Source organism: Pseudomonas sp. RAC1 (genome assembly GCF_030658255.1).
GTDB classification, from domain to species: domain Bacteria; phylum Pseudomonadota; class Gammaproteobacteria; order Pseudomonadales; family Pseudomonadaceae; genus Aquipseudomonas; species Aquipseudomonas boreofloridensis.
On the sequence record NZ_JAUTXS020000033.1, the window covers coordinates 57,286 to 82,391 of the forward strand.

22 protein-coding genes are annotated in these 25,106 nt (G+C 63.8%); 13 read left to right on the top strand and 9 right to left on the bottom strand.

All coding sequences use genetic code 11. The features are described from left to right. Positions 1-57: 57 nt before the first annotated feature. On the top strand, positions 58-1,584 hold the full coding sequence (locus Q7C30_RS13325; RefSeq protein WP_317871771.1) for a PLP-dependent aminotransferase family protein: 1,527 nt from the start codon (positions 58-60) through the stop codon (positions 1,582-1,584). Positions 1,585-1,603: 19 nt separating this feature from the next. Here Q7C30_RS13325 and Q7C30_RS13330 read toward each other — a convergent pair whose 3' ends face one another. The 4 genes from Q7C30_RS13330 to aspA form a co-directional block, all read right to left on the bottom strand. Further along, positions 1,604-2,707 (bottom strand): polyamine ABC transporter substrate-binding protein, encoded by a 1,104-nt coding sequence (locus tag Q7C30_RS13330; protein ID WP_317871772.1) that lies wholly within the window; start codon positions 2,705-2,707, stop codon positions 1,604-1,606. A gap of 2 nt (positions 2,708-2,709) precedes the next feature. Further along, complete coding sequence (locus Q7C30_RS13335; protein ID WP_317871773.1) at positions 2,710-3,750, bottom strand: histone deacetylase family protein; 1,041 nt, start codon at positions 3,748-3,750, stop codon at positions 2,710-2,712. Positions 3,751-3,905: 155 nt separating this feature from the next. Then, on the bottom strand, positions 3,906-4,898 hold the full coding sequence (locus Q7C30_RS13340) for an AraC family transcriptional regulator (RefSeq protein ID WP_295483287.1): 993 nt from the start codon (positions 4,896-4,898) through the stop codon (positions 3,906-3,908). Positions 4,899-5,078: 180 nt separating this feature from the next. Next, positions 5,079-6,503 carry an aspartate ammonia-lyase gene (aspA, locus tag Q7C30_RS13345; RefSeq protein ID WP_039582414.1) on the bottom strand — a complete coding sequence of 475 codons (1,425 nt, stop codon included), beginning with the start codon at positions 6,501-6,503 and terminating at the stop codon, positions 5,079-5,081. A 181-nt stretch (positions 6,504-6,684) separates the two neighbouring features. Between aspA and Q7C30_RS13350 the strand changes: the two genes are divergently transcribed. The 5 genes from Q7C30_RS13350 to Q7C30_RS13370 all read left to right on the top strand — a co-directional run bounded on the left by Q7C30_RS13350 (position 6,685) and on the right by Q7C30_RS13370 (position 10,302). Beyond that, entirely contained in the window at positions 6,685-7,626 is a 942-nt protein-coding gene (locus tag Q7C30_RS13350; RefSeq protein WP_317871774.1) for a LysR substrate-binding domain-containing protein, read from the top strand. Between the two features lie 168 nt (positions 7,627-7,794). Then, positions 7,795-8,286: a 5-(carboxyamino)imidazole ribonucleotide mutase gene (gene purE / locus Q7C30_RS13355; RefSeq protein WP_029612250.1), complete on the top strand. Its 492-nt coding sequence runs from the start codon at positions 7,795-7,797 to the stop codon at positions 8,284-8,286. 10 nt (positions 8,287-8,296) lie between these two features. Continuing rightward, positions 8,297-9,379, top strand: a complete 1,083-nt coding sequence (locus Q7C30_RS13360) for a 5-(carboxyamino)imidazole ribonucleotide synthase (RefSeq protein ID WP_295483294.1) — start codon at positions 8,297-8,299, stop codon at positions 9,377-9,379. 95 nt (positions 9,380-9,474) lie between these two features. Continuing rightward, positions 9,475-9,720, top strand: coding sequence for a GlsB/YeaQ/YmgE family stress response membrane protein (locus tag Q7C30_RS13365; RefSeq protein ID WP_039582420.1), 246 nt, complete (start codon positions 9,475-9,477; stop codon positions 9,718-9,720). Positions 9,721-9,768: 48 nt separating this feature from the next. Further along, positions 9,769-10,302 (top strand): DUF3299 domain-containing protein, encoded by a 534-nt coding sequence (locus Q7C30_RS13370; RefSeq protein WP_162889481.1) that lies wholly within the window; start codon positions 9,769-9,771, stop codon positions 10,300-10,302. Positions 10,303-10,315: 13 nt separating this feature from the next. On the opposite strand, the gene Q7C30_RS13375 is transcribed toward Q7C30_RS13370, so the two are convergent. Both Q7C30_RS13375 and Q7C30_RS13380 read right to left on the bottom strand, forming a co-directional pair. Next, a complete protein-coding gene (locus Q7C30_RS13375; protein ID WP_317871775.1) occupies positions 10,316-11,212 on the bottom strand; it encodes a D-hexose-6-phosphate mutarotase in 897 nt (298 codons plus the stop codon). 71 nt (positions 11,213-11,283) lie between these two features. Further along, the gene (locus tag Q7C30_RS13380) at positions 11,284-11,682 is read right to left on the bottom strand and encodes an acyl-CoA thioesterase (protein WP_029612256.1); all 399 of its coding nucleotides are present in this window, start codon (positions 11,680-11,682) and stop codon (positions 11,284-11,286) included. A gap of 356 nt (positions 11,683-12,038) precedes the next feature. Here Q7C30_RS13380 and Q7C30_RS13385 point away from each other — a divergent pair, with 356 nt between their 5' ends. The 7 genes from Q7C30_RS13385 (at position 12,039) to Q7C30_RS13415 (ending at position 21,455) form a co-directional block, all read left to right on the top strand. Further along, positions 12,039-13,328 (top strand): MFS transporter, encoded by a 1,290-nt coding sequence (locus tag Q7C30_RS13385; RefSeq protein ID WP_317871776.1) that lies wholly within the window; start codon positions 12,039-12,041, stop codon positions 13,326-13,328. A 138-nt stretch (positions 13,329-13,466) separates the two neighbouring features. Beyond that, entirely contained in the window at positions 13,467-14,447 is a 981-nt protein-coding gene (locus tag Q7C30_RS13390) for a phosphate ABC transporter substrate-binding protein PstS (protein ID WP_029612258.1), read from the top strand. Between the two features lie 143 nt (positions 14,448-14,590). Then, positions 14,591-16,879, top strand: coding sequence for an ABC transporter permease subunit (locus Q7C30_RS13395; RefSeq protein ID WP_304483159.1), 2,289 nt, complete (start codon positions 14,591-14,593; stop codon positions 16,877-16,879). 17 nt (positions 16,880-16,896) lie between these two features. Next, entirely contained in the window at positions 16,897-18,567 is a 1,671-nt protein-coding gene (gene pstA / locus Q7C30_RS13400; protein ID WP_295483303.1) for a phosphate ABC transporter permease PstA, read from the top strand. A gap of 90 nt (positions 18,568-18,657) precedes the next feature. After that, positions 18,658-19,491, top strand: coding sequence for a phosphate ABC transporter ATP-binding protein PstB (gene pstB, locus Q7C30_RS13405; protein ID WP_317871777.1), 834 nt, complete (start codon positions 18,658-18,660; stop codon positions 19,489-19,491). Positions 19,492-19,613: 122 nt separating this feature from the next. After that, positions 19,614-20,384 (top strand): phosphate signaling complex protein PhoU, encoded by a 771-nt coding sequence (gene phoU, locus Q7C30_RS13410; RefSeq protein WP_039582427.1) that lies wholly within the window; start codon positions 19,614-19,616, stop codon positions 20,382-20,384. Positions 20,385-20,546: 162 nt separating this feature from the next. After that, positions 20,547-21,455, top strand: a complete 909-nt coding sequence (locus tag Q7C30_RS13415; RefSeq protein ID WP_317871778.1) for a response regulator — start codon at positions 20,547-20,549, stop codon at positions 21,453-21,455. A 50-nt stretch (positions 21,456-21,505) separates the two neighbouring features. Here the strand turns inward: Q7C30_RS13415 and Q7C30_RS13420 are convergent, their stop codons facing one another. From Q7C30_RS13420 to phoB, 3 genes are all read right to left on the bottom strand, one after another. Continuing rightward, positions 21,506-22,846 (bottom strand): hemolysin family protein, encoded by a 1,341-nt coding sequence (locus Q7C30_RS13420; RefSeq protein ID WP_317871779.1) that lies wholly within the window; start codon positions 22,844-22,846, stop codon positions 21,506-21,508. A 127-nt stretch (positions 22,847-22,973) separates the two neighbouring features. Continuing rightward, positions 22,974-24,281 carry a phosphate regulon sensor histidine kinase PhoR gene (gene phoR / locus Q7C30_RS13425; protein WP_039582429.1) on the bottom strand — a complete coding sequence of 436 codons (1,308 nt, stop codon included), beginning with the start codon at positions 24,279-24,281 and terminating at the stop codon, positions 22,974-22,976. A gap of 105 nt (positions 24,282-24,386) precedes the next feature. Next, entirely contained in the window at positions 24,387-25,076 is a 690-nt protein-coding gene (gene phoB / locus Q7C30_RS13430) for a phosphate regulon transcriptional regulator PhoB (RefSeq protein WP_003253341.1), read from the bottom strand. Between the last annotated feature and the right edge of the window lie 30 nt (positions 25,077-25,106).

Genomic DNA, 25,106 nt, shown 5'->3' on the forward strand with positions numbered 1-25,106 from the left:
GCAGGCTATTGGTCTGCTGTAAGAGCCATTGAAGTCTATTTTCATAGGTCCAATTTCATGACTGAGCGCGCACTCGTATCGTCTTTCGACCCAGCCGGAATCGTTTTGGACCGGCGCCGCGGGCTCAGCCAGCAGCTGTATCAGGCGCTGCGCGCAAGGGTGCTGGATGGCCGCCTGAGCAGTGGTACGCGCCTGCCGGCCACCCGTGACCTGGCTTCGATGCTGGCGCTGTCGCGCAACAGCGTGGTGCGTGCCTACGATCAGCTGTATGCCGAAGGCTTCATTGAAAGCCGAGTCGGCGATGGCACGTATGTGAGTCGGCTGGAAAAACTGTCCACACAGTTATCAACAAGGTTATCCCAGGGGTTATCAACAGGTTTATCCACATTTTCGTCTTCTGATACTGAGTATTTATCCAGCTCGACGCGTTCCACTGCGCCGCTCGAGCGCCTTGCCAGCCATCATCTTTCACTGCCTCGAACCGATGCACCGCGGGCATTTCGACTGGGCATGCCGGCAGTCGATCTGTTTCCGTTCGAGGTCTGGGCCAAGCTACAGGCGGGTTTCTGGCGAAATCCCGATCCCGCTGTGCTCGGCTATGGTGATCCGGCGGGCGAGCCATTGCTGCGCGAACTGATCGCCGCCTACATGCGTCGCTCGCGCGGGCTGTCGTGCACCGCTGAACAAATTGTGATCACCAGTGGTGCACAGCAGGCCATCAGCCTTTGTGCACAGCTGCTGTTGCAGCCGGGCGATGAGGTGGCTGTGGAAAACCCAGGCTATCGTGCGGCTCGGCATGCGTTTGCCCTGGCCGGTGCTTCGCTGCGCGGCGTGCCGGTGGACGAGCAGGGGCTGGAATGCGAGCGGCTGGCGGATTGGCCTGATTGTCGATTGGTCTATGTGACGCCCGCGCACCAGTACCCGACCGGCGTCACCCTGAGCCTGGCGCGGCGCCTGGCGTTGCTGGCTTGGGCCGAGCGCCACGACGGTTGGATCGTCGAGGACGACTACGACGGCGAGTACCGCTACAGCGGCGCGCCGTTGGCCCCGCTGGCGGCGCTGGACAGGCAGCAGCGGGTGATCTACGTCGGCACCTTCGGCAAGATCGCCTTTCCGGCCATGCGCTTGGGCTACCTGGTACTGCCGCCGCGACTGGTCGAGCCGTTCAGCCAGGCACGCGCGCTGGCAGTGCGACACTCCGAGGTCGGTACTCAGTGTGTGATGGCGCAATTCATGGCTCAGGGACACTTTCAGCGTCACATTCGACGCATGCGCCGGGCGGCCCTGGCCCGTCGCGACGTGCTCAAGTCGGGCTGGCCCAAGGATGTTTCTGGGTTGGGCACCATGCCGGAAGTGGCGGCAGGCCTGCATGTGAAGGTGGATGTGGATAGCGTTGCCCGGGAAACGCAACTGGTGGCGCAGGCCGAGGCGGTGGGGGTGGAAGTGCAGGCGCTTAGCCCGTATTGGCTTGAGAACGGCGAAGCGCCTGTGGATAAGTGCGCGGGTCTGGTGCTGGGTTTCGCCGCGGTACCCGAGCCGGAGATCGCCGAGGCCTTGCTGCGGTTGCGCAAGGCCTGGCGCTAGTCACCGGCGTTGGTACGACTCAGGTTCCCGACTTGATCCGCGTCCAGGCGCGGGTGCGTGCCCGCTCTGCCTCTCGGCTCAGCGGCTTGAGGGTGTACAGCTTGGTCATCGCCTCGGCCGTTGGGTACAGGTTCGGGTTGTTGCGAATGTCCGGGCTTACCTTGTCGGTAGCGTCCTTGTTCGGGTTCGGGTAACCGACGAAGTCGCTGATCGGCGCGATCACCTCAGGCCGCAGCAGGTAGTTGATGAAGGTGTGGGCATCTTCTGGGTTTGCCGCGTTTTTCGGAATCGCCAGCATGTCGAACCAGATTGGCGCGCCTTCCTTGGGCAGGCGCATGTCCACCACCACACCGTTCTTGGCTTCGCGAGCGCGGTTGGCCGCCTGGGAGAAGCTGCCGGAGTAACCCACGGCCACGCAGATATCGCCATTAGCGATGTCGGCCATGTACTTGGACGAGTGGAAGTAGGTGACGTACGGACGAATCTTCAGCAGCAGCGCCTCGGCCTTCTTGTAATCGGCCGGGTTATCGCTGTTGGGCGGCAGGCCCAGGTACTGCAGCGCCAGCGGCAGGATCTCCGAGGGGGAATCGAGCAACGCCACGCCGCATTGCTTGAGCTTGGCGATGTTTTCTTCCTTGAAGATCAGGTCCCAGCTGTCCACAGGCGCGTTGTCGCCTAGCGCAGCCTTGACCTTGGCTGGGTTGAAGCCGATCAGGATGGTGCCGTACATGTAGGGCACCGCGAAGCGGTTGCCGGGATCGTTGGCCTCGATCAGCTTCATCAGCGCCGGGTCCAGGTGCTGCCAGTTCGGCAGCTTGCTGCGGTCCAGCGGCTGGAACACCCCGGCTTCGATCTGCTTGGCGAGGAACACATTGGACGGCACCACCACGTCATACCCGGAGTTGCCGGTCAGCAGCTTGGCTTCCAGTGCTTCGTTGGTGTCGAAAATGTCGTAGACCAGCTTGACCTGGGCATCCTTCTGGAAGTCCACCAGGGTCTGCGGGGTGATGTAGTCGAACCAGTTGTAGACGCGCAGGGTGCGCTGTTCGGCCTGGGCCGCAGCACCGCCGACCAGCAGGCCGACAGCGATGAGTGGGGCAAGCAGACGCTTGAATGGACGCATGATCAGGCTCCTGTCTGGACGCGCTGGAAACCTTCCAGCACGTTGACCGCGTTGATACCGATTTCCTCGACGGCGTAGCCACCTTCCATCACGAACAGCGTCGGCTTGCCGAGCCGAGCGATGCGCTCGCCCATGGCCAGGTAGTCCGGGCTGTCCAGCTTGAACTGGGAAATCGGGTCGTCCTTGAAGGTGTCCACGCCCAGCGACACCACGATGACCTCGGCGTCGAAAGCGGCGATGCGCTGGCAGGCGTCTTCCAGTGCCGCGCTCCAGGCCGTCCAGTCGCTGCCCGCTGGCAAGGGATAGTTGACGTTGCAGCCCTCGCCGGCGCCTTCGCCGATTTCGTCGGCATAGCCCAGGAAGAACGGGAATTCATCGGTCGGATCGCCGTGGATCGAGGCGAAGAATACGTCGTTGCGGGCATAGAAGATGTCTTGGGTGCCGTTGCCATGGTGGTAGTCCACATCGAGGATGGCGACCTTGCCCTTGCCCTGATCGAGGAAGGCCTGGGCAGCGATGGCGGCGTTGTTCAGGTAGCAGTAGCCGCCCATCACCTCGGCGGCGGCATGGTGCCCTGGCGGACGGCACAGGGCGAAGGCCGAGTGAGCGCCGTTGTGGATGGCGGCTTGAGCCGTCAGAGCCACTTGGGCTGCGCTGTAGGCGGCCTGCCAGGTGCCGGCGGTAATGGGCGCGCCGCCGTCGAAGCTGTAGTAGCCCAGTTCGCCATGCAGGCCGCGTGGCTTGATGGGGCGCAAGGTGCGTGCCGGCCAGGTGAAGGGCAGCAGGTCGCCCTCCTGGTTCATCGCCGCCCAGCGGGCCCAGGCACCTTCGAAGAAGTCCAGGTAGGCGGCGCTGTGGACGCGCAGCAGGGGTTCACGGCCGAAGTCGGTGGGCGCCTGGATCGGACCCAATTCGCGCTGCTTGACGCGGTCGAGTACATGATCGGCGCGTGATGGCATCTCGAAGCATGGCATCAGCTTGCCGTCGATCAGCTCGCAGCGGCCGTGGTGCAGGCGGTGATCGTCGGAATAGATCGTCAGCATTTGTTGTTCTCCGCAGGGACTGGCGTGAATTCATTGTGGTGGGCAAGCCAGAGGGGGTGAACGTCGCAAACGGCCAAAAGGGGATCGATGTGGCCACTGTCGATGGCCGGATCGGGGCCATGGGGGATCATTCAGGCCGCGTCCAGCGGTTTGGATCAGCCGCGAAAATGACTGGGCGCCACGCCGCTCCAACGCTGGAAGGCATGCCGGAAGCTGGCCGTCTCGCTGAAACCGAGCGTCTCGGCGATGCGGTAGATGGGCATGTGATCCTCGGCCAACAGCTGTTTGGCGCGCTCGAAACGCAGTTCGTCGAGCAACTGCTGGTAACTGCTGCCCAGCGCCTGCAAGTGGCGGCGCAGGGTACGCGAGGAGCAGTTCATCTGCTGCGCCAGGCCCTCCAGCCCAGGCGCCGCGTCGAGTTGCTTGAGCAGCAACTGGCGGATGCGCCCGAGCCAGGCCTGGCGTCCGGTGAACTCCAGGTTCAGGCGGCGGCATCGTTCGGCCATGGCCTTGTGGGTAATGGGGTCGGCGAGTGGCAAGGGCATGTCGAGCCAGCGCCGTTCGAAGGCGACGGCGTTGTCTTGCGCGCGGAATTCCAGGGGGCACTGGAATGCACCGGCATAGAGCGGATGATAGGCCGGGCGCGCGTGTTCGAAGCGGGCGGCCAGCAGGGGCAGTGGCCGGCCGAGCAGGTCATCGCAGATGACCTTGAGCGACACCATGCAGAATTCGGCGTTGAACGCTGCCAGGGCTGGCGGCTCGCGATAATCGCTGGCGCTGAGCCAGACGCGCTGGCCGTCGTCGACCAGGCGCAGTTGGAAGATTGTTCCCAGCAGTGCCGGAAAGCGCAGTGCCAGACGCAGGGCGTCACCCAAAGTGGCACTGGAGAGCAGCGCGTAACCGAGCATGCCATAGCAGGACACATGCATGCGCCGGCCCAGTTCCAGGCCGATTTCCGCGCGTCGCGCCACGGCGTTTGCGCAGACCTGCAGCTCCTGCTGGGTGGTGATGCGCGCGTCGGGATGCCCCAGGTCCGCCGGGCCTATGCCGCTGCCATCGAGCAGTTGCGTCGCGTTGCAGCCCTCTTCCTGGAACAGGTTGAGGATCAGCGAAACGGCGTTGAGGGTAGTGAGGTGACTGTGCAGCATGCTCGGCATCCCGGTGCGGTGAGGGCTATTGGCGAGCAAGTTGTGTGCCGCAGGACGCCGACGGGTCGGTGGAGGTGCGAAGCGTGGATAAAAAAAGGGCCCGGCGCTGTGCGCTCGGGCCCTGGAAAGGTTGAGAGGTGTCTAGTCCCTCGACCTGGTGAGACGGTTGCAGCGGTCGGGTTACGCTTTGAGCGGAACCAGACGGGGAGCGATCATGTTTTCCGGACGCAGGATGTCATCGAGCATGGCGTCGTCCAGCAGCTTCTCCTCGCGAACCAGTTCCAGCACGCCACGCCCGGTTTCCAGAGCGACGCGGGCAATGCGGGTGGCGTTCTCGTAGCCGATGTACGGGTTCAGCGCGGTGACCAGGCCGATGGAGTGCTCGACCAGTTCGCGGCAGCGTTGTTCGTTGGCAGTGATGCCGACGATGCAGTGCTCGCGCAGCATGTCCATGGCGCGCTGCAGCAGGCGGATCGAGTCGAAGATCTTGTAGGCGATCAGCGGCTCCATCACGTTGAGCTGCAACTGGCCGCCTTCGGCCGCGACGGTCAGGGCCAGGTCGTTGCCCATGATGGCGAAGGCCACCTGGTTGACCGCTTCGGGGATCACTGGGTTGACCTTGCCCGGCATGATCGAGCTGCCCGGCTGGCGCGCCGGCAGGTTGATTTCGTTGATGCCGGTGCGCGGGCCGCTGGACAGCAGGCGCAGGTCGTTGCAGATCTTCGACAGCTTGACCGCGGTGCGCTTGAGCATGCCGGAGAACAGCACGAAGGCGCCCATGTCGGAGGTGGCTTCGATCAGGTCGGCCGCCGGTACCAGTGGCTGGCCGCTGATGGTGGCCAGGCGCTGCACGGCCAGGGCCTGATAGCCCGGGTCGGCGTTGATGCCGGTGCCGATGGCGGTGCCGCCCAGGTTGATTTCGGTGAGCAGCTCAGGCGCCAGCGAACGCAGACGGTTGAGGTCTTCGGTCATGGTGGTGGCGAAGGCGTGGAATTCCTGGCCGAGGGTCATCGGGACGGCGTCTTGCAGCTGGGTGCGGCCCATCTTCAGGACGTGGTCGAATTCCTTGCCCTTGGCCGCGAAGGCCTGGATCAGGCTGTCGAGGCTGGCCAGCAGGGCGTCGTGACCCAGCAGCAGGCCCAGGCGGATGGCAGTCGGGTAGGCGTCGTTGGTCGACTGCGCCATGTTCACGTCGTTGTTCGGGTGCAGGTACTGATACTCACCCTTCTGGTGGCCCATGGCCTCCAGCGCAACGTTGGCGATGACCTCGTTGGCGTTCATGTTGGTGGAGGTGCCTGCACCGCCCTGGATCATGTCGACCACGAACTGCTCGTGATAATCGCCTTTGATCAGGCGGGCGCAGGCTGCGCTGATGGCAGCGTGCTTGGCATCGCTCAGGTGGCCCAGCTCACGGTTGGCGTCGGCAGCGGCCTGCTTGACCATGGCCAGGGCCACGACCAGCTTCGGGTAGTGCGACAGCGGAACGCCGGAGAGGTGGAAGTTGTTGGCAGCGCGCAGGGTCTGGATGCCGTAGTAGGCATCGGCAGGGACTTCAAGGGTACCAAGCAGGTCTTTTTCGACACGGAACGATGCAGCGGAGGACATGACGGATATCATCTCGGGTTGGCCCCGGCACTAGCCGGAATGCCGCCAATCCTAGGGATCGACGGGTTTTGCGGCCAATGCTGATGCACGCTAACCTATGCACAAACGGCATACGGTTTGATGTGACGCCGATTGACAATCGAACGTGTCCCATTTTGGTGCACGCCTGCGGAGCTTCTCGATGAACCTTGAAAGCAAGTGGCTGGAAGACTTCAGTGCCCTGGCCTCGACGCGTAGCTTCTCTCAGGCGGCAGAGCGCCGTTTCGTCACCCAGCCGGCCTTCAGCCGCCGCATCCGCAGCCTGGAAGCTGCGCTCGGGCTGACCCTGGTGAACCGCTCGCGCACGCCCATCGAACTGACCGAGGCCGGACAGCTTTTTCTGGTCACCGCTCGAACCGTTGTCGACCAGTTGAGCGAAGTTCTCCGCCACTTGCACCATTTGGAGGGCGGACAGGGCGAGGTCATCCAGGTGGCCGCCGCGCATTCCCTGGCCTCCGGCTTCTTCCCGCGTTGGGTGGCGCAGTTGCGCAACGACGGGCTGAACATCGCCACCCGGCTGGTGGCCACCAACGTCGGCGACGCCGTGCATGCCCTGCGTGAAGGCGGTTGCGACCTGATGCTGGCGTTCTATGACCCGGATGCCGCCTTGCAGATGGATGCGGAGATCTTTCCGTCCTTGCACATGGGCACCACCGAGATGCTGCCGGTGTGTGCGGTGGGGGCGGATGGCAAGCCGCTGTTCGACCTGGAAGGCGAGGCCAGCGTGCCGCTGCTGGCCTACAGTGCCGGTGCGTTCCTCGGGCGTTCGGTGAGCCTGCTGCTGCGCCAGCGCAACCTGCGCTACACCACGGTGTACGAGACGGCGATGGCCGACAGCCTCAAGAGCATGGCGCTCGAAGGCATGGGCATCGCCTGGGTGCCGCGCCTGTCGATGCGCGGCGAGCTGGAGCGCGGGGAACTGGTGATCTGCGGCCCCAGCCAGTGGCATGTGCCGCTGGAGATTCGCCTGTACCGCTGCGCGCTGGTGCGCAAGGCCAATGTGCGGTTGCTGTGGCGCAAGCTCGAAGGTGTCGCACAGGGCGTGGCAATTGACTCGAAAGTCAGCGCAACCCCCGAAAAATAAGGCCGACAGATGGTCGGCAGGGGTGCCTGTGCGGCGCTGGGTTACGGTATACTGCGCGGCCCCTGGACCGGTTGGATCCGGTCATGAACAGCAAACAAGCCACGCCGTCCCGCGTGGCTTGTTGTTTTTTGACGGCGCCCCCGGGCGCACAAGCGAAGAGGCTCGACGATGAGTGCACTGGTTGGCGTGATCATGGGCTCCAAGTCCGATTGGTCCACCCTTAGCCACACCGCCGATATGCTGGAAAAACTCGGCATTCCCTACGAGGTGAAGGTGGTGTCCGCCCACCGCACCCCCGACCTGCTGTTCCAGTACGCCGAACAGGCCGAAGGCCGCGGCATCGAGGTGATCATCGCTGGCGCTGGCGGTGCTGCGCACCTGCCCGGCATGTGCGCCGCCAAGACCCACCTGCCGGTGCTCGGCGTGCCGGTCCAGTCGTCGATGCTGTCGGGTGTCGATTCGCTGCTGTCGATCGTGCAGATGCCGGCCGGTGTGCCGGTCGCGACCCTGGCCATCGGCAAGGCCGGCGCGATCAACGCGGCGCTGCTGTCGGCGAGCATCCTGGGCGCCAAGTACCCGCAGTACCATGCGGCGCTCAAGCAGTTCCGCACCGAGCAGACCGACACCGTTCTGGACAACCCGGACCCACGCCAGGCTTGAGGCTGACGATATGAAGATCGGTGTAATCGGTGGCGGCCAACTGGGCCGCATGCTGGCTCTGGCGGGTACGCCGCTGGGCATGAACTTCGCTTTCCTCGACCCGGCGCCGGATGCCTGCGCGGCACCGCTGGGCGAACACCTGCGCGCCGACTACGGCGACCAGGACCACCTGCGTCAGTTGGCCGACGAAGTCGATCTGGTCACCTTCGAGTTCGAAAGCGTCCCGGCCGAAACCGTCGCCTTCCTCTCGCAGTTCGTGCCGGTCTACCCGAGCGCCGAGGCGCTGCGCATCGCGCGCGATCGCCTGTTCGAGAAGAGCCTGTTCCGCGACCTGGGTATTCCCACCCCGGCCTTCGCCGACATCCTCTCGCAGGCCGACCTCGACGCTGCCGTGGCCAGCATCGGCCTGCCGGCCGTGCTCAAGACTCGCACCCTGGGCTACGACGGCAAGGGCCAGAAAGTCCTGCGCACGGCGCAGGACGTGGCAGGCACGTTCGCCGAGTTGGGCAGCGTGCCCTGCCTGCTGGAAGGTTTCGTGCCGTTCACCGGCGAAGTCTCGCTGGTGGCCGTGCGGGGCCGTGACGGCGAGACGCGCTTCTATCCCCTGGTGCATAACACCCACGACAGCGGCATCCTGCGCCTGTCGGTGGCCAGTGTCGCGCACCCGTTGCAGGCCCTGGCCGAAGACTACGTCGCACGCGTGCTCGAGAAACTCGACTACGTCGGGGTCATGGCTTTCGAGTTCTTCGAGGTGGACGGCGGTCTGAAGGCCAACGAGATCGCCCCGCGGGTGCACAACTCCGGGCACTGGACCATCGAGGGCGCCGAGTGCAGTCAGTTCGAGAACCACCTGCGCGCCGTCGCCGGCCTGCCGCTGGGCTCGACCGCCAAGGTCGGTGAGAGCGCCATGCTCAACTTCATCGGCGAGGTGCCGGCCGTGGACAAGGTGGCGGCCATCGACGATTGCCACCTGCACCACTATGGCAAAGCGTTCAAGGTCGGTCGTAAAGTCGGCCACGCCACGCTGCGCTGCAAGGACATGGCTACCCTCCAGGCGAAGATCGCCGAAGTCGAGCAACTGATCGGCGGCTGATCGAACTTCGCCGGGCGCTCGCCCTCTGAAATGGCAACACGCCAAAGCGCTGCACGGGCTTTGGCCTGTTCCATCTTTATTGCGGAGGGATTGCCATGGGCATCATCGGAACTATCTTCATCGGCCTGATCGTCGGCCTGCTCGCGCGTTTCCTCAAACCGGGCGACGACAGCATGGGCCTGATCATGACCATCCTGCTCGGCATCGCCGGCTCGCTGGTGGCCACCTACGGCGGCCAGGCGCTGGGTATCTATCATGCCGGCCAGGCGGCGGGCTTCTTCGGCGCGCTGGTCGGCGCCATCGTGCTGCTGGTGATCTACGGATTCATCAAGAAGCGTTGAACACAGGCTAGAATGCGCGGCAATTCATCCGAGTTGCCGAGCATTGCCATGCGTGCGTCATTCCTGTTTTCCCTGTTGCTGGCCAGCACCCTGGCCCATGCCGAGCTGCCCGAGACCGATTGGCTTGAACTGATGCCCAAGTCGGACCAGAAGGCCCTCGAGCAGATGCCTGAAATCGACCACAACTCGCCTGAAGCGCTCGGCACCTTCACCGCCAAGGGTGGCCTGAAGCAGAGCAAGGGCCTGCCTGCGGTGATGTACTCGACCAAGACCGTGGCGGCGATGAATGGCCGGCAGATCCGCCTGGGCGGTTATCCGGTGCCGCTGGAAAGCGACGCCAAGGGCAACAGCACGTTGTTCTTCCTGGTCCCGTATCCGGGCGCCTGCATCCACGTGCCGCCGCCACCACCGAACCAGTTGGTGCTGGTGCGCTATCCCAAAGGCCTGAAGATCACCGATATCTACACGCCGCTGTGGGTCAGCGGCGCGTTGAAGATCGAGAAGGTGAGCAACGACCTGGCCGACGCGGCCTACGCGCTGGACGCGGCGAAGGTGCGGGTGGTGGAAGACGCCGACCTCTGAGTCGCCGTAGGGCTCAGAGCGCTTCGCTGATCAGTTCCACTTGCAGCACATGGCCCGCGCCGGGCGCCAGGGTGACCACGTCGTCCCACACGTTCGCCGTCTCGATGCACAGCATGCGCTGCCAGCCATCGTCGGCCATGTCCGGCAACTCGCGGGCTCGGTCGGTCCAGGGGTTCCAGATCACGGCGCTGCGCGAGCCGCTGGCACGCAAGATGACACGGCGGTTCCAGCGCGGATCGACGATCGCCAGTTGCTGCGGCGTGTTCAGGTAGATACGGTCGGTTTCGCCCGCAAAGCGCAGCACGCTGTGCTGGGTGCGCGGCTCCCAGTTCTCCAGGGTTTCGATGTAGGTCAGGCCCTCGACGCCCTCCACCTGCACCTCGCGCACGTCACTCACGGCGAAGTAGCTGTGCAGCGCCTGGCTCAGGGTGACGGGCGCCTCGCCCAGGTTGCGACTGGACAGTGCGACGCGCAATTGCGTGCCCAATTCGATCACCAGGCGCAATTCGACGGTGTGCGGCCAGTCGGGCAGTTGGCCCTGGGCCTCGGGCAAGTCGAATTCGATACGCAGCGTTTCATCACGCTCCTCGACACCCAGCAGTTGCCAGTCGCGGCCACGCACCAGGCCGTGGGCCGGTGCTTCGCTGCCTTGGTACATCGCGCGGACCGAGTCAGGATTGCGCTGGAAGTTGCTGAACCAGGGCCAGCACACCGGCACCCCGGCGCGCACCGACTTGCCTGGACGGAACAAAGCCTGGTCGCTCAGCCACAGCAGCGGCGGCTCGCCGAGGCGCTGGTAGCTGAGGATCTGCGCGCCCTGCTGGGCGATGAGAAGTTCGGCGTGCTGGCTGACGATGCGCCAGCAGCTGAGTTCGCCGTGTTGCTCGGTGTCGACCGTGAAGGTTGCCATGCGGCCCTCATTCAATGCGGGTGAGGCCGTTGGACCTCGATGCCGACGTCGAGTTTACCGCGCGGCGGGCTTCAGCAGCGCGGTACGGAGCGGGTGCGGCCGCTGCCGTCGATGGCGACGAAGACGAATACCGCTTCGGTGACCTTGCGCCATTCGCTGGACAGCGGGTCGTCGCTCCACACCTCGACCATCATGCGGATGGAGCTGCGCCCGATTTCCAGGGTCTGGGTGTAGAACGACAGTTGCGCGCCCACTGCCACCGGCACCAGAAAGGCCATGCGGTCGATGGACACGGTGGCCACGCGTCCGCTCGCGACGCGGCTGGCCATGGCGGTGCCAGCCAAGTCCATCTGCGCGACCAGCCAGCCGCCGAAGATGTCGCCGAAGCCGTTGGTTTCACGCGGCAGCGCGGTGATCTGCAAGGCCAGGTCGCCCTGCGGGATGGGATCTTCTTGTTCGAGCTCAATCATGCCGTGGGGCCTCTGACCCGTGAAGCTTCATTGGTTGGCGCGGTGGTGGACGCCCTGAAAACGATTCAGCGCGAAACATACTACGCTGATCTGGCTGTCGGCGGCGGCCAAAGGAAAACGCTGAGGAACCGTCTGTCCAGTGTGACCGGCGTTTTCGCACAACGTCCCACATCGTAGCCAACCTTTTCCTACAACGGGCCAGTATATAGACGGGATTGGCCAGCGACGACAGCGCAATGGTGAATAACTGTAGGGTTTTTGTATCGCTATGAGCAGCGCTTAGCAATTTGCTATCTTCGCCCTTCCCGCACCAGCAGCCGCGCCACAAGCGGCCTGTCCTATAAAAGAGAATCTCCATGACCGCCGTGCCCAACCCCCTCGACCAGCCTTCCCGGCCGCTGACCCGCAGCGACTACAAGACCCTTTCGCTGTCGGCGCTGGGCGGCGCGTTGGAGTTCTATGACTTCATCATTTTCGTGTTCTTCGCCACGGTGGTCGGCAAACTGTTCTTCCCTGCCGACATGCCCGAATGGCTGCGCCTGATGCAGACCTTCGGCATCTTCGCTGCCGGCTACCTGGCGCGGCCACTGGGCGGCATCGTCATGGCCCACTTTGGTGACCTGCTCGGGCGCAAGAAGATGTTTACCTTGAGCATCTTCATGATGGCGCTGCCGACGCTGATCATGGGCCTGCTGCCGACCTATGCGCAGATCGGCCTGTGGGCACCGATCCTGCTACTGCTGATGCGCGTGGTGCAGGGCGCGGCGATTGGAGGCGAAGTGCCGGGGGCCTGGGTGTTCGTCTCCGAGCACGTGCCCGAGCGCAACACCGGGTATGCCTGCGGCACGCTCACGGCGGGGCTGACGGCGGGCATCTTGCTGGGCTCGCTGGTGGCCACCCTGATCAACACCCTGTACACCCCAGAGCAAGTGGCCGACTACGCCTGGCGTATTCCTTTCCTGCTCGGCGGCGTGTTCGGCCTGTTCGCGGTGTACCTGCGGCGTTGGCTGCATGAAACCCCGGTGTTCGCCGAAATGCAGCAGCGCAAGGCCTTGGCCGAGGAACTGCCACTGCGTGCGGTCCTGCGCGATCACCAGGGCGCGATCGTTCTGTCGATGTTGCTGACCTGGCTGCTGTCGGCGGGCATCGTGGTGGTGATCCTGATGACCCCGGCATTGCTGCAGAGCCTGTACCACATCAGCCCCACCGATGCGCTCAAGGCCAACAGCGTGGCCATCGTTCTGCTCAGCCTGGGTTGCATCGGTGCGGGTAGTCTGGCGGATCGCTTCGGCGCCGGGCGGGTGTTCGTGCTCGGCAGCCTGGGGCTGCTGGCCTCGTCCTGGGTCTTCTACCACAGCCTGCCGACGCGCCCGGACCTGCTGTTTCCACTGTATGCCGTCACCGGTCTGTTCGTCGGCCTGGTCGGCGCGGTGCCCTACGTGATGGTCAAGGCGTTCCCGGCAGCGGTGCGGTTCAGTGGGCTGTCGTTCTCCTACAACGTTGCCTACGCCATCTTCGGCGGCCTCACGCCCATGGTGGTGACCGGGCTGCTCAAAGTCAGCCCCATGGCGCCGGCCTACTATGTGGCGGGGCTGTGTGCGGTGGGCCTGGGGGTAGGGCTGTACCTGCTCGCACGAAAACGCTGACGACCCGACATGATGAAGGGCCTTCGCAATGATGGCCTTTCATCCATTTGTCACAATTAGGTCATATCGTGTTCATGCGGCGTGCCGATACTGGGCCCCGTTCCATCCGACATCCCCCATTCCTGCTAGGAGTAAGGCATGAAATTGAAGCGTTTGATGGCGGCCCTCACCTTTGCCGCCGCTGGCGTCGCAGCCGCCACCGCGGTCGCCGCTGTCGATCCTGCTATCCCGACCTACACCAAGACCACGGGTGTGTCGGGCAACCTCTCCAGCGTCGGTTCCGATACCCTCGCGAACCTGATGACTCTGTGGGCCGAGGCCTACAAGAAGGAATATCCGAACGTCAACATCCAGATCCAGGCTGCTGGCTCGTCCACCGCACCACCTGCGCTGACCGAGGGCACCGCCAACCTCGGCCCGATGAGCCGCAAGATGAAGGACGTCGAGCTGCAGGCCTTCGAGCAGAAGTACGGTTACAAGCCGACCGCCATTCCGGTCGCTGTCGATGCCTTGGCCGTGTTCGTGCACAAGGACAACCCGATCCAGCACCTGACCATGGAACAGGTCGATGCCATTTTCTCTTCCACCCGCCTGTGCGGTGGCAAGACCGAGGTCAAGACCTGGGGCGACGTGGGCGTGACCGGCGACCTGGCCAGCAAGCCCATCCAGCTGTTCGGGCGCAACTCGGTGTCCGGCACCTATGGCTACTTCAAGGAAGAGGCACTGTGCAAAGGCGACTTCAAGCCTAACGTCAACGAACAGCCCGGCTCGGCGTCGGTGGTGCAGTCGATCAGTTCCTCGCTGAACAGCATCGGCTACTCGGGCATCGGCTACAAAACCGCCAGCGTGAAGACCGTTGCCCTGGCCAAGAAAGGCAGCAGCGAGTTCATCGAAGACACCGAAGAGAACGCCCTGAACGGCAAGTATCCGCTGTCGCGCTTCCTCTATGTGTACGTGAACAAGGCGCCGAACAAGCCGCTGGCACCGCTGGAAGCCGAGTTCGTCAAGCTGGTGCTGTCCCAGGCCGGCCAGCAGGTGGTGGTGAAGGATGGCTACATCCCGCTGCCGGCCAAAGTCGTCGAGAAGACCCTGAACGACCTGGGCCTGGCCCACAAGTAAGACGATGACCCGGAAGCGATCGGTCTTCAGCCGCCGATCGTTTCCACCGCCTTTTCAGTCCGGCGCCAGATACCTGAGCGGCGGGCTTTTTTGCGTCATTGTGTTGTCATGTTTCTGTAATACGGTGCCACTAGGGTGTGCCCATGAACGATCTGGCCAATTCTGCGATGACCCCCAATTCCCCTCCCGTGCGCATTGATTTCAATACGCCCGAGCTGCAACGCAAACGCCGTCTGCGCGCGTTGAAGGACCGCCTGACCCGTTGGTATGTGCTGGTGGGCGGGCTCGCCGTGCTGGCCGCCATCACCCTCATCTTCTTCTACCTGGCTTACGTGGTGTTGCCGCTGTTCCAGGGCGCCGAGCTGACCCGCAAGCCAGCCTTGCAGCCTGCCTGGCTGCAGCAGGATGCCAGCAAGCCGCTCGCGCTTGCCCTCGAGGAGCAGAATCTGGTGGGCATGCGGGTGTCCGATAACGGCCAGGCGCTGTTCTTCGATAGCCGTACGGGTGCCGAGCTCAAGCGCGTCGAGTTGCCGGTCCCGGCCGGCGCCAGCGTCAGCTCGATCGGCAGCGACCAGCCGGGCAGCGCGCTGATGGTACTGGGCCTGTCGGACGGCCGCGCGCTGGTGTTCCATCACAGCTACAAGATCACCTACCCGGACAACAAGAAGACCATCACCCCCGATATCGACTATCCGTATGGTCAGGAGCCGATCCTGCTCGACGAGCAGGGTCGCGCGCTGGAGCACGTCACCCTGAACCGCAACGGCGACACCCTGTTGTTGGCCGGTTCGACCGGTGCGCAGTTGCAGGTGCTGTCGCTGTCGAGCAGCGAGAACATGATGACCGGCGAGGTCACCCATGAGCAGACCCGCATCGTGCTGCCGCAGATGACCGAGACGGTGAAGAACCTCTTCATCGACCCTCGTCAGCAGTGGCTGTACGTGATCAACGGGCGGGCCACGGCGGACGTCTTCAGCTTGCGCGACAAGAGCCTGAACGGCCGCTACACCCTGCTCGACGATGGCAACGCCGCCATCACTGCCAGCGGTCAGCTGGTCGGTGGCATTTCGCTGATCCTCGGCGACTCCAAGGGCGGCCTGAGCCAGTGGTTCATGGCCCGTGACCCGGATGGCGAGTCGCGCCTGAAGCTGATCCGCAGCTTCCAGCTGGGCAAGGCGCCGATCGTGCAGATTGATGCCGAAGAGCGGCGCAAGGGCTTCATCGCCCTGGACAGCGACGGCAAGCTCGGCGTGTTCCATAGCACCGCGCACCGCACCTTGCTGGTGGAGCCGGTGGCCGAGGGCGCCGGGCTGCTGGCGCTGTCGCCGCGGGCCAACCGCATCATGATCGAGCAAGGGGGCAAACTGCTGCCGCTGAGCCTGCGCAACCCGCACCCGGAGGTGTCCTTCAGCGCGCTGTGGGGCAAGGTGTGGTACGAGAACTACGACGCGCCGAAATACGTCTGGCAGTCCACGGCTTCCAACACCGACTTCGAGCCCAAGCTGAGCCTGTCGCCGCTGACCTTCGGCACGCTCAAGGCGGCGTTCTACGCGATGATCCTGGCCGCGCCGCTGGCCATCGCCGCTGCCATCTACACCGCCTACTTCATGGCGCCGGGCATGCGCCGCAAGGTCAAGCCGGTGATCGAGCTGATGGAGGCGATGCCGACGGTGATTCTCGGCTTCTTCGCCGGCCTGTTCCTGGCCCCGTATCTGGAAGGCCATCTGCCGGGCGTATTCAGCTTGTTGCTGATCCTGCCCATCGGCATCCTGGTCACCGGCTTCGCCTGGAGTCGCCTGCCCGAATCAATCCGCCTGCGCGTGCCGGACGGCTGGGAGGCGGCGATTCTGATCCCGGTGATCCTGGCGATCGGCTGGCTCGCACTGCACCTGAGCCCGGCAGTGGAAAGCGCGTTCTTCGGCGGCGACATGCGCCTGTGGATCCGCGAAGAGCTCAAGCTCAACTACGACCAGCGCAACGCCCTGGTGGTGGGAATCGCCATGGGCTTTGCCGTCATCCCCAACATCTATTCCATTGCCGAGGACGCTGTGTTCAGCGTGCCGCGCAGCCTCACCTTGGGTTCGCTGGCCCTGGGCGCGACGCCTTGGCAAACGCTGACCCGCGTGGTCATTCTGACCGCCAGCCCCGGCATCTTCTCGGCGCTGATGATCGGCATGGGCCGGGCAGTGGGCGAGACCATGATCGTGCTGATGGCCACCGGCAACACCCCGGTGATGGAGCTGAACCTGTTCGACGGCATGCGCACCCTGGCCGCCAACGTGGCGGTGGAAATGCCCGAATCGGAAGTCGGTGGCAGCCACTACCGTGTGCTGTTCCTCGCCGCCCTCGTGCTGCTGCTGTTCACGTTCGTGATGAACACCTTGGCCGAGCTGATTCGCCAGCGTCTGCGCAAGAAATACTCGTCGCTTTGATAGAAAGGTAGAGATCCGTGAAACAGGATTCCCTCAAAGGCTGGTTCAAGAGCGGTGCGCCCGGCGTGTGGATCAGCGGTGGCGCGGTGGCCATGGCGGTGATCATGACCCTGGGCCTGCTCGCCGTGATCGCCGTACGTGGCCTGGGCCACTTCTGGCCGGCCGATCTGATCCAGGCCACCTACAAGGTGCCCGGGCAGGCCGACGTGGTGATCGTCGGCGAAGTGGTGCAGAAGGAAGAAGTCCCTCGCGTGCGCCTGAAGGATGCCGGCTTGCCGGTGCCCGAGAATGGCCCGGAGTTCATGACCCGCGAGCTGGTCAAGGTGGGTAACCGCGACCTCAACGGCAGCGACTTCACCTGGCTGGTCGGCGACTGGCTGGTGGACCAACGCCGGCCGACCGACCTGATGGCCCTGGAGCGCCGCGAGTGGGGCAACTTCTATGGCTACCTGGTGAGCGTCAAGGAGCAGGGCCGTGTGGTCGCTTCTGGCCCCAGCGCCTGGAACGAACTGCAGGCGCGACTCAAGCGCGCCGACGCGCTCAACGACCAGCTTGTCAGCCTGGAAAAAAAGGACATCGGGTCGATCAACCATGGACTGGAACGCCTGCGCCTGCACAGCCGCAAGCTGGAATTGCAGGGCAAGCTGGACGCGGCAGCCCAGGCCGATATCGAGGCCGAGCGTGCCGAGCTGACCAGTCGTTACAAGACCATCGAAGAGCGCCTGACCGAGCTGCACCAGGCCTTCGCCCGTGACAGCCTGGTGGCTCGCGACGGCAGCGGCCGACAGGTCGAGATCAACTTGAGCAAGGTGGTGCATGCCATCCAGCCCAACAACATGTCGACCCTGGCCAAGCTGGGTGCTTATTTCAGCAAGGTCTGGGAATTCCTCAGCGACGACCCGCGCGAGGCCAACACCGAAGGGGGGATCTTCCCGGCCATCTTCGGCACGGTGATGATGACCTTGATCATGGCGGTGATCGTCACGCCATTTGGCGTGCTGGCGGCCGTTTACTTGCGCGAGTATGCCCGGCAGGGGCCGGTCACTCGCCTGATCCGTATCGCTGTGAACAACCTGGCAGGGGTGCCGGCGATCGTCTATGGCGTGTTCGGCCTGGGTTTCTTCGTCTACGTGCTCGGTGGCTCCATCGACCGCCTGTTCTTCCCCGAATCGCTGCCGGCGCCGACCCTGGGCACGCCGGGCCTGCTGTGGGCCTCGCTGACGCTGGCGCTGCTGGCCGTGCCGGTGGTGATCGTCGCCACCGAAGAGGGGCTGGCGCGCATTCCACGTACCGTGCGCGAAGGTTCGTTGGCACTCGGTGCGACCAAGGCCGAGACCTTGTGGAAGATCGTGCTGCCGATGGCCAGCCCGGCGATGATGACCGGCATGATCCTCGCCGTGGCCCGCGCCGCCGGCGAAGTGGCGCCGCTGATGCTGGTGGGTGTGGTGAAGCTGGCGCCGTCGCTGCCGGTGGATGGCAACTACCCTTACCTGCACCTGGACCAGAAGATCATGCACCTGGGCTTCCATATCTACGATGTCGGCTTCCAGAGCCCCAACGTCGAGGCGGCGCGGCCGCTGGTGTACGCCACCGCCCTGTTGCTGGTGCTGGTCATCGCGACCCTCAACCTGTCGGCGGTATGGATCCGCAACCACCTGCGCGAGAAATACAAGGCACTCGACAGCTGATCCCGCCCGCAAGCGGCAAGCCGATTCGACGCAGGCCCCTATTTGCAGCGTGCAGCTCAACGCTCGCAGCTAAAAAACCGGAGTACGACCATGCAACACGATACTCATAACCACGGCATCGACATGTCGGCCCTGGGGCGCAACAAGCAGAGCCTGCGCCTGGCCGAAGAAACCGTGGCCATCGACGTGCCGGGTCTGTCGCTGTTCTACGGTGACAAACAGGCGCTGTTCGATGTGCAGATGAACATTCCCAAGCAGCGTGTCACTGCCTTCATCGGCCCGTCCGGTTGCGGCAAGTCGACCCTGCTGCGCACCTTCAACCGCATGAACGACCTGGTGGACGGTTGCCGCGTCGAAGGCGCCATCAACCTCTACGGCCACAACATCTACCGCAAGGGCGAGGACGTGGCCGAGCTGCGTCGTCGAGTGGGCATGGTGTTCCAGAAGCCCAACCCGTTCCCCAAGACCATCTACGAGAACGTGGTCTACGGCCTGCGCATCCAAGGCATCAACAAGAAGCGCGTACTGGACGAAGCGGTGGAGTGGGCGCTCAGGGGCGCGGCGCTGTGGGATGAGGTCAAGGACCGCCTGCACGAGTCGGCGCTGGGCCTGTCCGGTGGCCAGCAGCAGCGTCTGGTGATCGCCCGGACCATCGCCGTGGAGCCGGAAGTGCTGTTGCTCGACGAACCCTGCTCGGCGCTGGACCCGATCTCCACGCTGAAGGTCGAGGAGCTGATCTACGAGCTCAAGTCCAAGTACACCATCGTCATCGTCACCCACAACATGCAGCAGGCCGCACGGGTTTCGGACTACACCGCGTTCATGTACATGGGCAAGCTGATCGAGTTCGGTGACACCGATACGCTGTTCACCAACCCGGCCAAGAAGCAGACCGAAGACTATATTACCGGCCGCTATGGCTAAGCGCCCTTGGGCGCAGCTGCACGCTTTGAGCTGCAAGCCACAAGTCAAGGCACCTAGCGCGGCGTAAGGGAACCACAGGAACTACTTGAAGCTTGCAGCCAGCAACTTCGCGGAGCGAACGCATGATCAACAAAGACAGCCTCACCCATCACATTTCCCAGCAGTTCAATGCTGAGCTCGAAGAGGTGCGCAGCCATCTGCTGGCGATGGGCGGCTTGGTCGAGAAGCAGGTCAACGACGCTGTGACTGCGCTGATCGAAGCCGATTCGGGGCTTGCCCAGCAGGTGCGTGAGGTCGATGAACAGATCAACCAGATGGAGCGCAACATCGACGAAGAGTGCGTGCGCATCCTCGCCCGGCGTCAGCCGGCGGCGTCCGACCTGCGTCTGATCATCAGCATCTCCAAGTCGGTGATCGACCTGGAACGCATCGGCGACGAGTCGACCAAGATCGCCCGACGCGCTATTCAATTGTGCGAAGAAGGCGAGTCGCCGCGTGGCTACGTGGAGGTGCGGCACATTGGCGATCAGGTGCGCAACATGGTGCGCGACGCGCTGGACGCCTTCGCCCGCTTCGACGCTGACCTGGCGTTGTCGGTGGCGCAGTACGACAAGACCATCGACCGCGAATACAAGACCGCCCTGCGTGAGCTGGTCACCTACATGATGGAAGATCCACGCTCGATCTCGCGGGTACTCAGCGTGATCTGGGCACTGCGCTCCTTGGAGCGCATCGGCGACCACGCGCGCAATATCTCGGAATTGGTGATCTACCTGGTGCGCGGTACCGATGTACGCCATATGGGCCTCAAGCGCATGAAAGCCGAGGTTGAAGGCGACCCGTTGGCCGCGCTGGAAAAGGCTAATGTTCCGGGGCAATCTGACGATAAATAGTATTGCCCCCGTGCATCGACGCCCGGCCCAAGCCGGGCGTTTTCGTTGGTGGCAGATGCTGCAGGTACCCGCGAACTGTCTTGAAACGTCCCGGCGTGAACAGTGCTTTGGCAAATTGCCATCATTCGGCGGTAAGCTAGTCGGGATTCAAGAGGAGTATCGATGAGTAAAGTCAATGTGCTGGTCGTGGACGATGCGCCGTTCATCCGCGATCTGGTAAGAAAGTGCCTGCGCAATGCCTTCCCCGGCATGGTCATCGAAGACGCGGTCAATGGCCGTAAAGCTATGGCCATGCTGACCAAGGAACGCTTCGACCTGGTCCTGTGCGACTGGGAGATGCCGGAAATGTCCGGCCTCGAACTGCTGGCCTGGTGCCGCCAGCAGCCTGAGATGAAAGCCATGCAATTCATCATGGTGACCAGCCGTGGCGACAAGGAGAACGTGATCCAGGCTATCCAGGCCGGCGTCTCCGACTTCGTCGGCAAGCCGTTCACCAATGAGCAACTGCTGACCAAGGTGAAAAAGTCGCTGCAGCGCATCGGCAAGCTCGAAGGACTGATGTCGGCGGGACCTGCGCGGGTGAATTCGGCATTCGCCAACGATTCGCTGAGCGCCCTCACCGGCGGCAAGCCTGAGGCGGCCAAGGTCGCGGCAGCGCCGACCGCAGCGGCCAAACCGCTGATCAATGCGCCGGCCCCGCAGAGCGCCGCCGCCGCCGCTGCCGCAGCGCCGAGTGGACGTGGCCAGGGCCAGTTGCGCCTGTCCAGCGGCAACCAGCCCTGTGTGATCAAGGCGCTGAGTCTGAAGGAAGCCCTGCTGGTGGTGCGTCGCAGCGCGGTGCTGCCGCAGGTGCTCGAGGGCGCGGTGCTTGATCTGGAGCAGGGCGAGAGCGCTGAGGTGGCGCGTCTGAACGGCTACCTGCACGCCGTCGCCGCGCTCGAGCCCAAGCCCGAGAGCGACTGGTTGCAGTTGACGTTCAAGTTCGTCGATCAAGATGCGCAGAAGCTCGACTACCTGTCGCGGCTGATCGCTCGCGGCACTGCGCAGAAGCACTTCATTCCCGGCGCCTGATCCGTCCGGCTGCTCGCGATCGTTTGCCGCTCCCCTACAGGAGCGGTGTTTCAGTCCAGTTTGACCACTTTGGACAGCACGATCTTCGGGCCTTTCATCTTCTTGATGATGATGCGCAGGCCTTCGACTTCCAGCACTTCCTCTTCCTCAGGCACGCGCTTGAGCGATTCGTAGACCAATCCGGCGAGGGTCTCGGCCTCGATATGATCGAGGTCGACGCCCAGCAGGCGTTCGACCTTGAACAATGGCGTGTCGCCACGCACCAGCAGCTTGCCCGGTTGGTAGGCGAGGATGCCGCGCTCGGCCTTGCGGTGTTCGTCCTGGATATCGCCGACCAGCACTTCCAGCACGTCCTCCATGGTCAGGTAGCCGATCACCTTGCCATCGGCTTCCTCGACCAGCACGAAGTGCGCGCCGCCCTTGCGGAACTGCTCCAGCAACTGCGACAGCGGCATGTGCCGCGAGACGCGTTCCAGAGGGCGTGCCAGCTCTTGCAGGTCGATGCGCTCGGGCAGGTGGTCGAGCTCGGCCAACTCCAGCAGCAGGTCCTTGATGTGCAGCAGCCCGGTGAATTCCTCGCGCTCGGCGTCGTACACCGGGTAGCGGCTGAACTTGTGGCGTCGCAGCATCGCCAGGATGGTCTTGAGCGGCGCCTTGGCGTCGATTACCACCATGTCTTCGCGCGAGTTGGCCCAGTCGACCACCTCCAGTTCGCCCATTTCCACCGCCGAAGCGAGCACGCGCATGCCTTGGTCGCTTGGATCCTGGCCACGGCTGGAGTGCAGGATCAGCTTCAGTTCCTCGCGGCTGTAGTGGTGCTCGTGGTGCGGCCCGGGCTCGCCCTGGCCGGCGATGCGCAAGATGGTGTTGGCGCTGGCGTTGAGCAGGTAGATGGCCGGGTACATCAGCCAGTAGAACAGGTACAGCGGTACCGCCGTCCACAGCGACAGCAGTTCAGGCTTGCGGATCGCCCAGGACTTGGGCGCCAGCTCGCCGACCACGATGTGCAGGTAGGAGATGACGAAGAAGGCGATGAAGAACGACACGCCCTTGATCAGCTCCGGGCTGTCGACGCCCAGGTAGGCCAGCAGCGGTTCGAGCAGGTGGGCGAACGCCGGCTCACCGACCCAGCCCAGGCCCAGGGAGGCCAGGGTGATACCCAGCTGGCAGGCCGACAGGTAGGCATCGAGTTGATTGTGCACTTTGCGCAGGATGCTGCCGCGCCAGCCGTGCAGTTCGGCGATGGACTCGACGCGGGTCGCGCGCAGCTTGACCATGGCGAACTCGGCGGCAACGAAGAAGCCGTTGAGCACAACCAGGAACAGGGCAAAAAGGATCATGCCGAAATCGGCGAACAGTGACGCGAGGTTGAAACCAGGGGAAGGGTCCATGATGGAGTTTTTACGGGGTCCGTCTTCGATAGGGGGAGAAAAAAAGTGCCAGCTCAAGCTGGCACAGGGGATCCAATGTAGCGGCTGGTGCCGCAAAAGCAAAGGGGACTGATGTCATTGCCAAGCGTCAGCGGCTGGCGCCGACTAATTGTGCCGGGGCGAAGTGACAGGTGAAGGTGCTGCCGTGACCGGGCACGCTGCTGATCTCCAGCTTGCCGCGATGGCGCATCAGCACGTGCTTGACGATCGCCAGGCCCAGGCCGGTGCCACCGGTATTGGACGCGCGGCTGGAGTCGACGCGGTAGAAGCGTTCGGTCAGGCGTGGCAGGTGCTTGGCGTCGATGCCCACGCCAGAGTCCTGCACGCTCAAGTGCGCACCTTGCTCGTCGGCCCACCAGCGAATACGGATGTTGCCGTCTTCTCCGGTGTACTTCACGGCGTTGAACACCAGGTTGGAGAAGGCGCTGCGCAGCTCCGATTCGCTGCCCTTAAGGCGCACGCCGGGCGCCGCCTCCAAGGTGATGTGCTGACGCTTGGGGCCTGACAGCGCCTGGGCGTCGCCCTTGATCGACTGCAACAGCGTGTCCACGGCCACCGGCTGGTTGTCGGAGGGGTAGTCGGTGGCTTCGAGCTTGGCCAGCAGCAGCAGGTCGTTGAGCAACGTCTGCATGCGCGAGCCTTGCTGGCTCATCTGCTGCAGGGCGCGGGCCCAGCGCGGATTCACATCCTCGACGTTGTCCAGCAGGGTCTCCAGGTAGCCGGTGATCACAGTCAGGGGGGTGCGCAGCTCGTGGGAAACGTTGGCGACGAAATCCTTGCGCATCTGTTCGAGCAGATGGATACGGGTGACGTCGCGCACCAGCATCAGGTGCTCGTTGTTGCCATAGCGGGTAATGTTCAGTTGCACGCGCAGACGGTCGTTGATGGGCGAGGGGATTTCCAGCGGTTCGACGTAGTTCTCCGCTTCGAAGTACTCCTTGAAGCGTGGATGGCGCACCAGGTTGGTCACCGGTTGTCCGCCGTCCTGAGGGGTCTTGAAGCCCAGCAGGGTCTCGGCGGCGCGGTTCCACCACTCCAGGTTGCCGTCGCTGTCGAGCATGATCACCGCATCGCGCAGGGCCGCGGTGGACTCCTGCACCCGGTCGATCACCGCTTGCAGGCGGCCGCGCACGCGCTGATCGCGGCGTTGCAGGTGATAGATGCTGTCGAACACTTCGCCCCACAGCCCGTAGCCGTCGGGCGGTGCCTCGTCGGGTTGATGGTTGCGCAGCCAGTCGTGCAGGCGCAGCAGTTGCTTGAGGGTCCAGCCCAGGTACAGCGCCAGGCCGATGGCCAGGCTCCAGCCGTACTCGCCGCTGGCCAGGCCACCGACCAGGCAGACGGTGATCAGCAACAGCAGATGACGAATCAGGGTCGCATGCCAGTTCTGGTTCAATTGGGGGATCCTTCGGATCCAGCGGCTAGTTGCGAGCGGCGAGCTGCAAGTAGAGGCGGATCGGTGGTGCATTCACGTCCATTTATGGGCTTGGCGCTTCGCTTTTCAGCTCTTGGTGGAGAAGCGGTAGCCAGTGCCGCGTACGGTTTGTACCAGATTTTCGTAGGCTTCACCCAGCGCCTTGCGCAGGCGACGGATGTGCACGTCGACGGTCCGCTCTTCCACATAGACATTCCCGCCCCAGACCTGATCGAGCAGTTGGCCACGGGTGTAGGCGCGTTCCTGGTGGGTCATGAAGAATTGCAGCAGCCGGTATTCGGTCGGGCCCATTTCGGCGGGTTTGCCGTCGATGGTCACGCGGTGGCTGATCGGGTCGAGCAGCAGGCCGCCAACTTCGATGGGCGCCTCGCTGTCGCTCGGGCCGGTGCGGCGCAGCACGGCTTTCAGGCGGGCTACCAGTTCGCGGGGCGAGAAGGGTTTGGTGATGTAGTCGTCGGCACCGACTTCCAGGCCCTGGATCTTGTTGTCCTCTTCGCCTTTGGCGGTGAGCATGATGATCGGAATATCGCCCGTCAGTTCGTCGCGCTTGAGGCGGCGCGCCAGCTCGATGCCGGAGGTGCCGGGCAGCATCCAGTCGAGCAGGATCAGGTCCGGCTTGCGGTCGACGATGATGGCATGGGCCTGCTGGGAGTTCTCCGCTTCGAGGCAGTCGTAGCCGGCCATTTCCAACGCAACGGCGATCATCTCGCGAATAGGCGCTTCGTCGTCGACGATCAGAATGTTCCTGCCAACCATGCTCAAACCTCTCCCATCTATGGTGTCTTG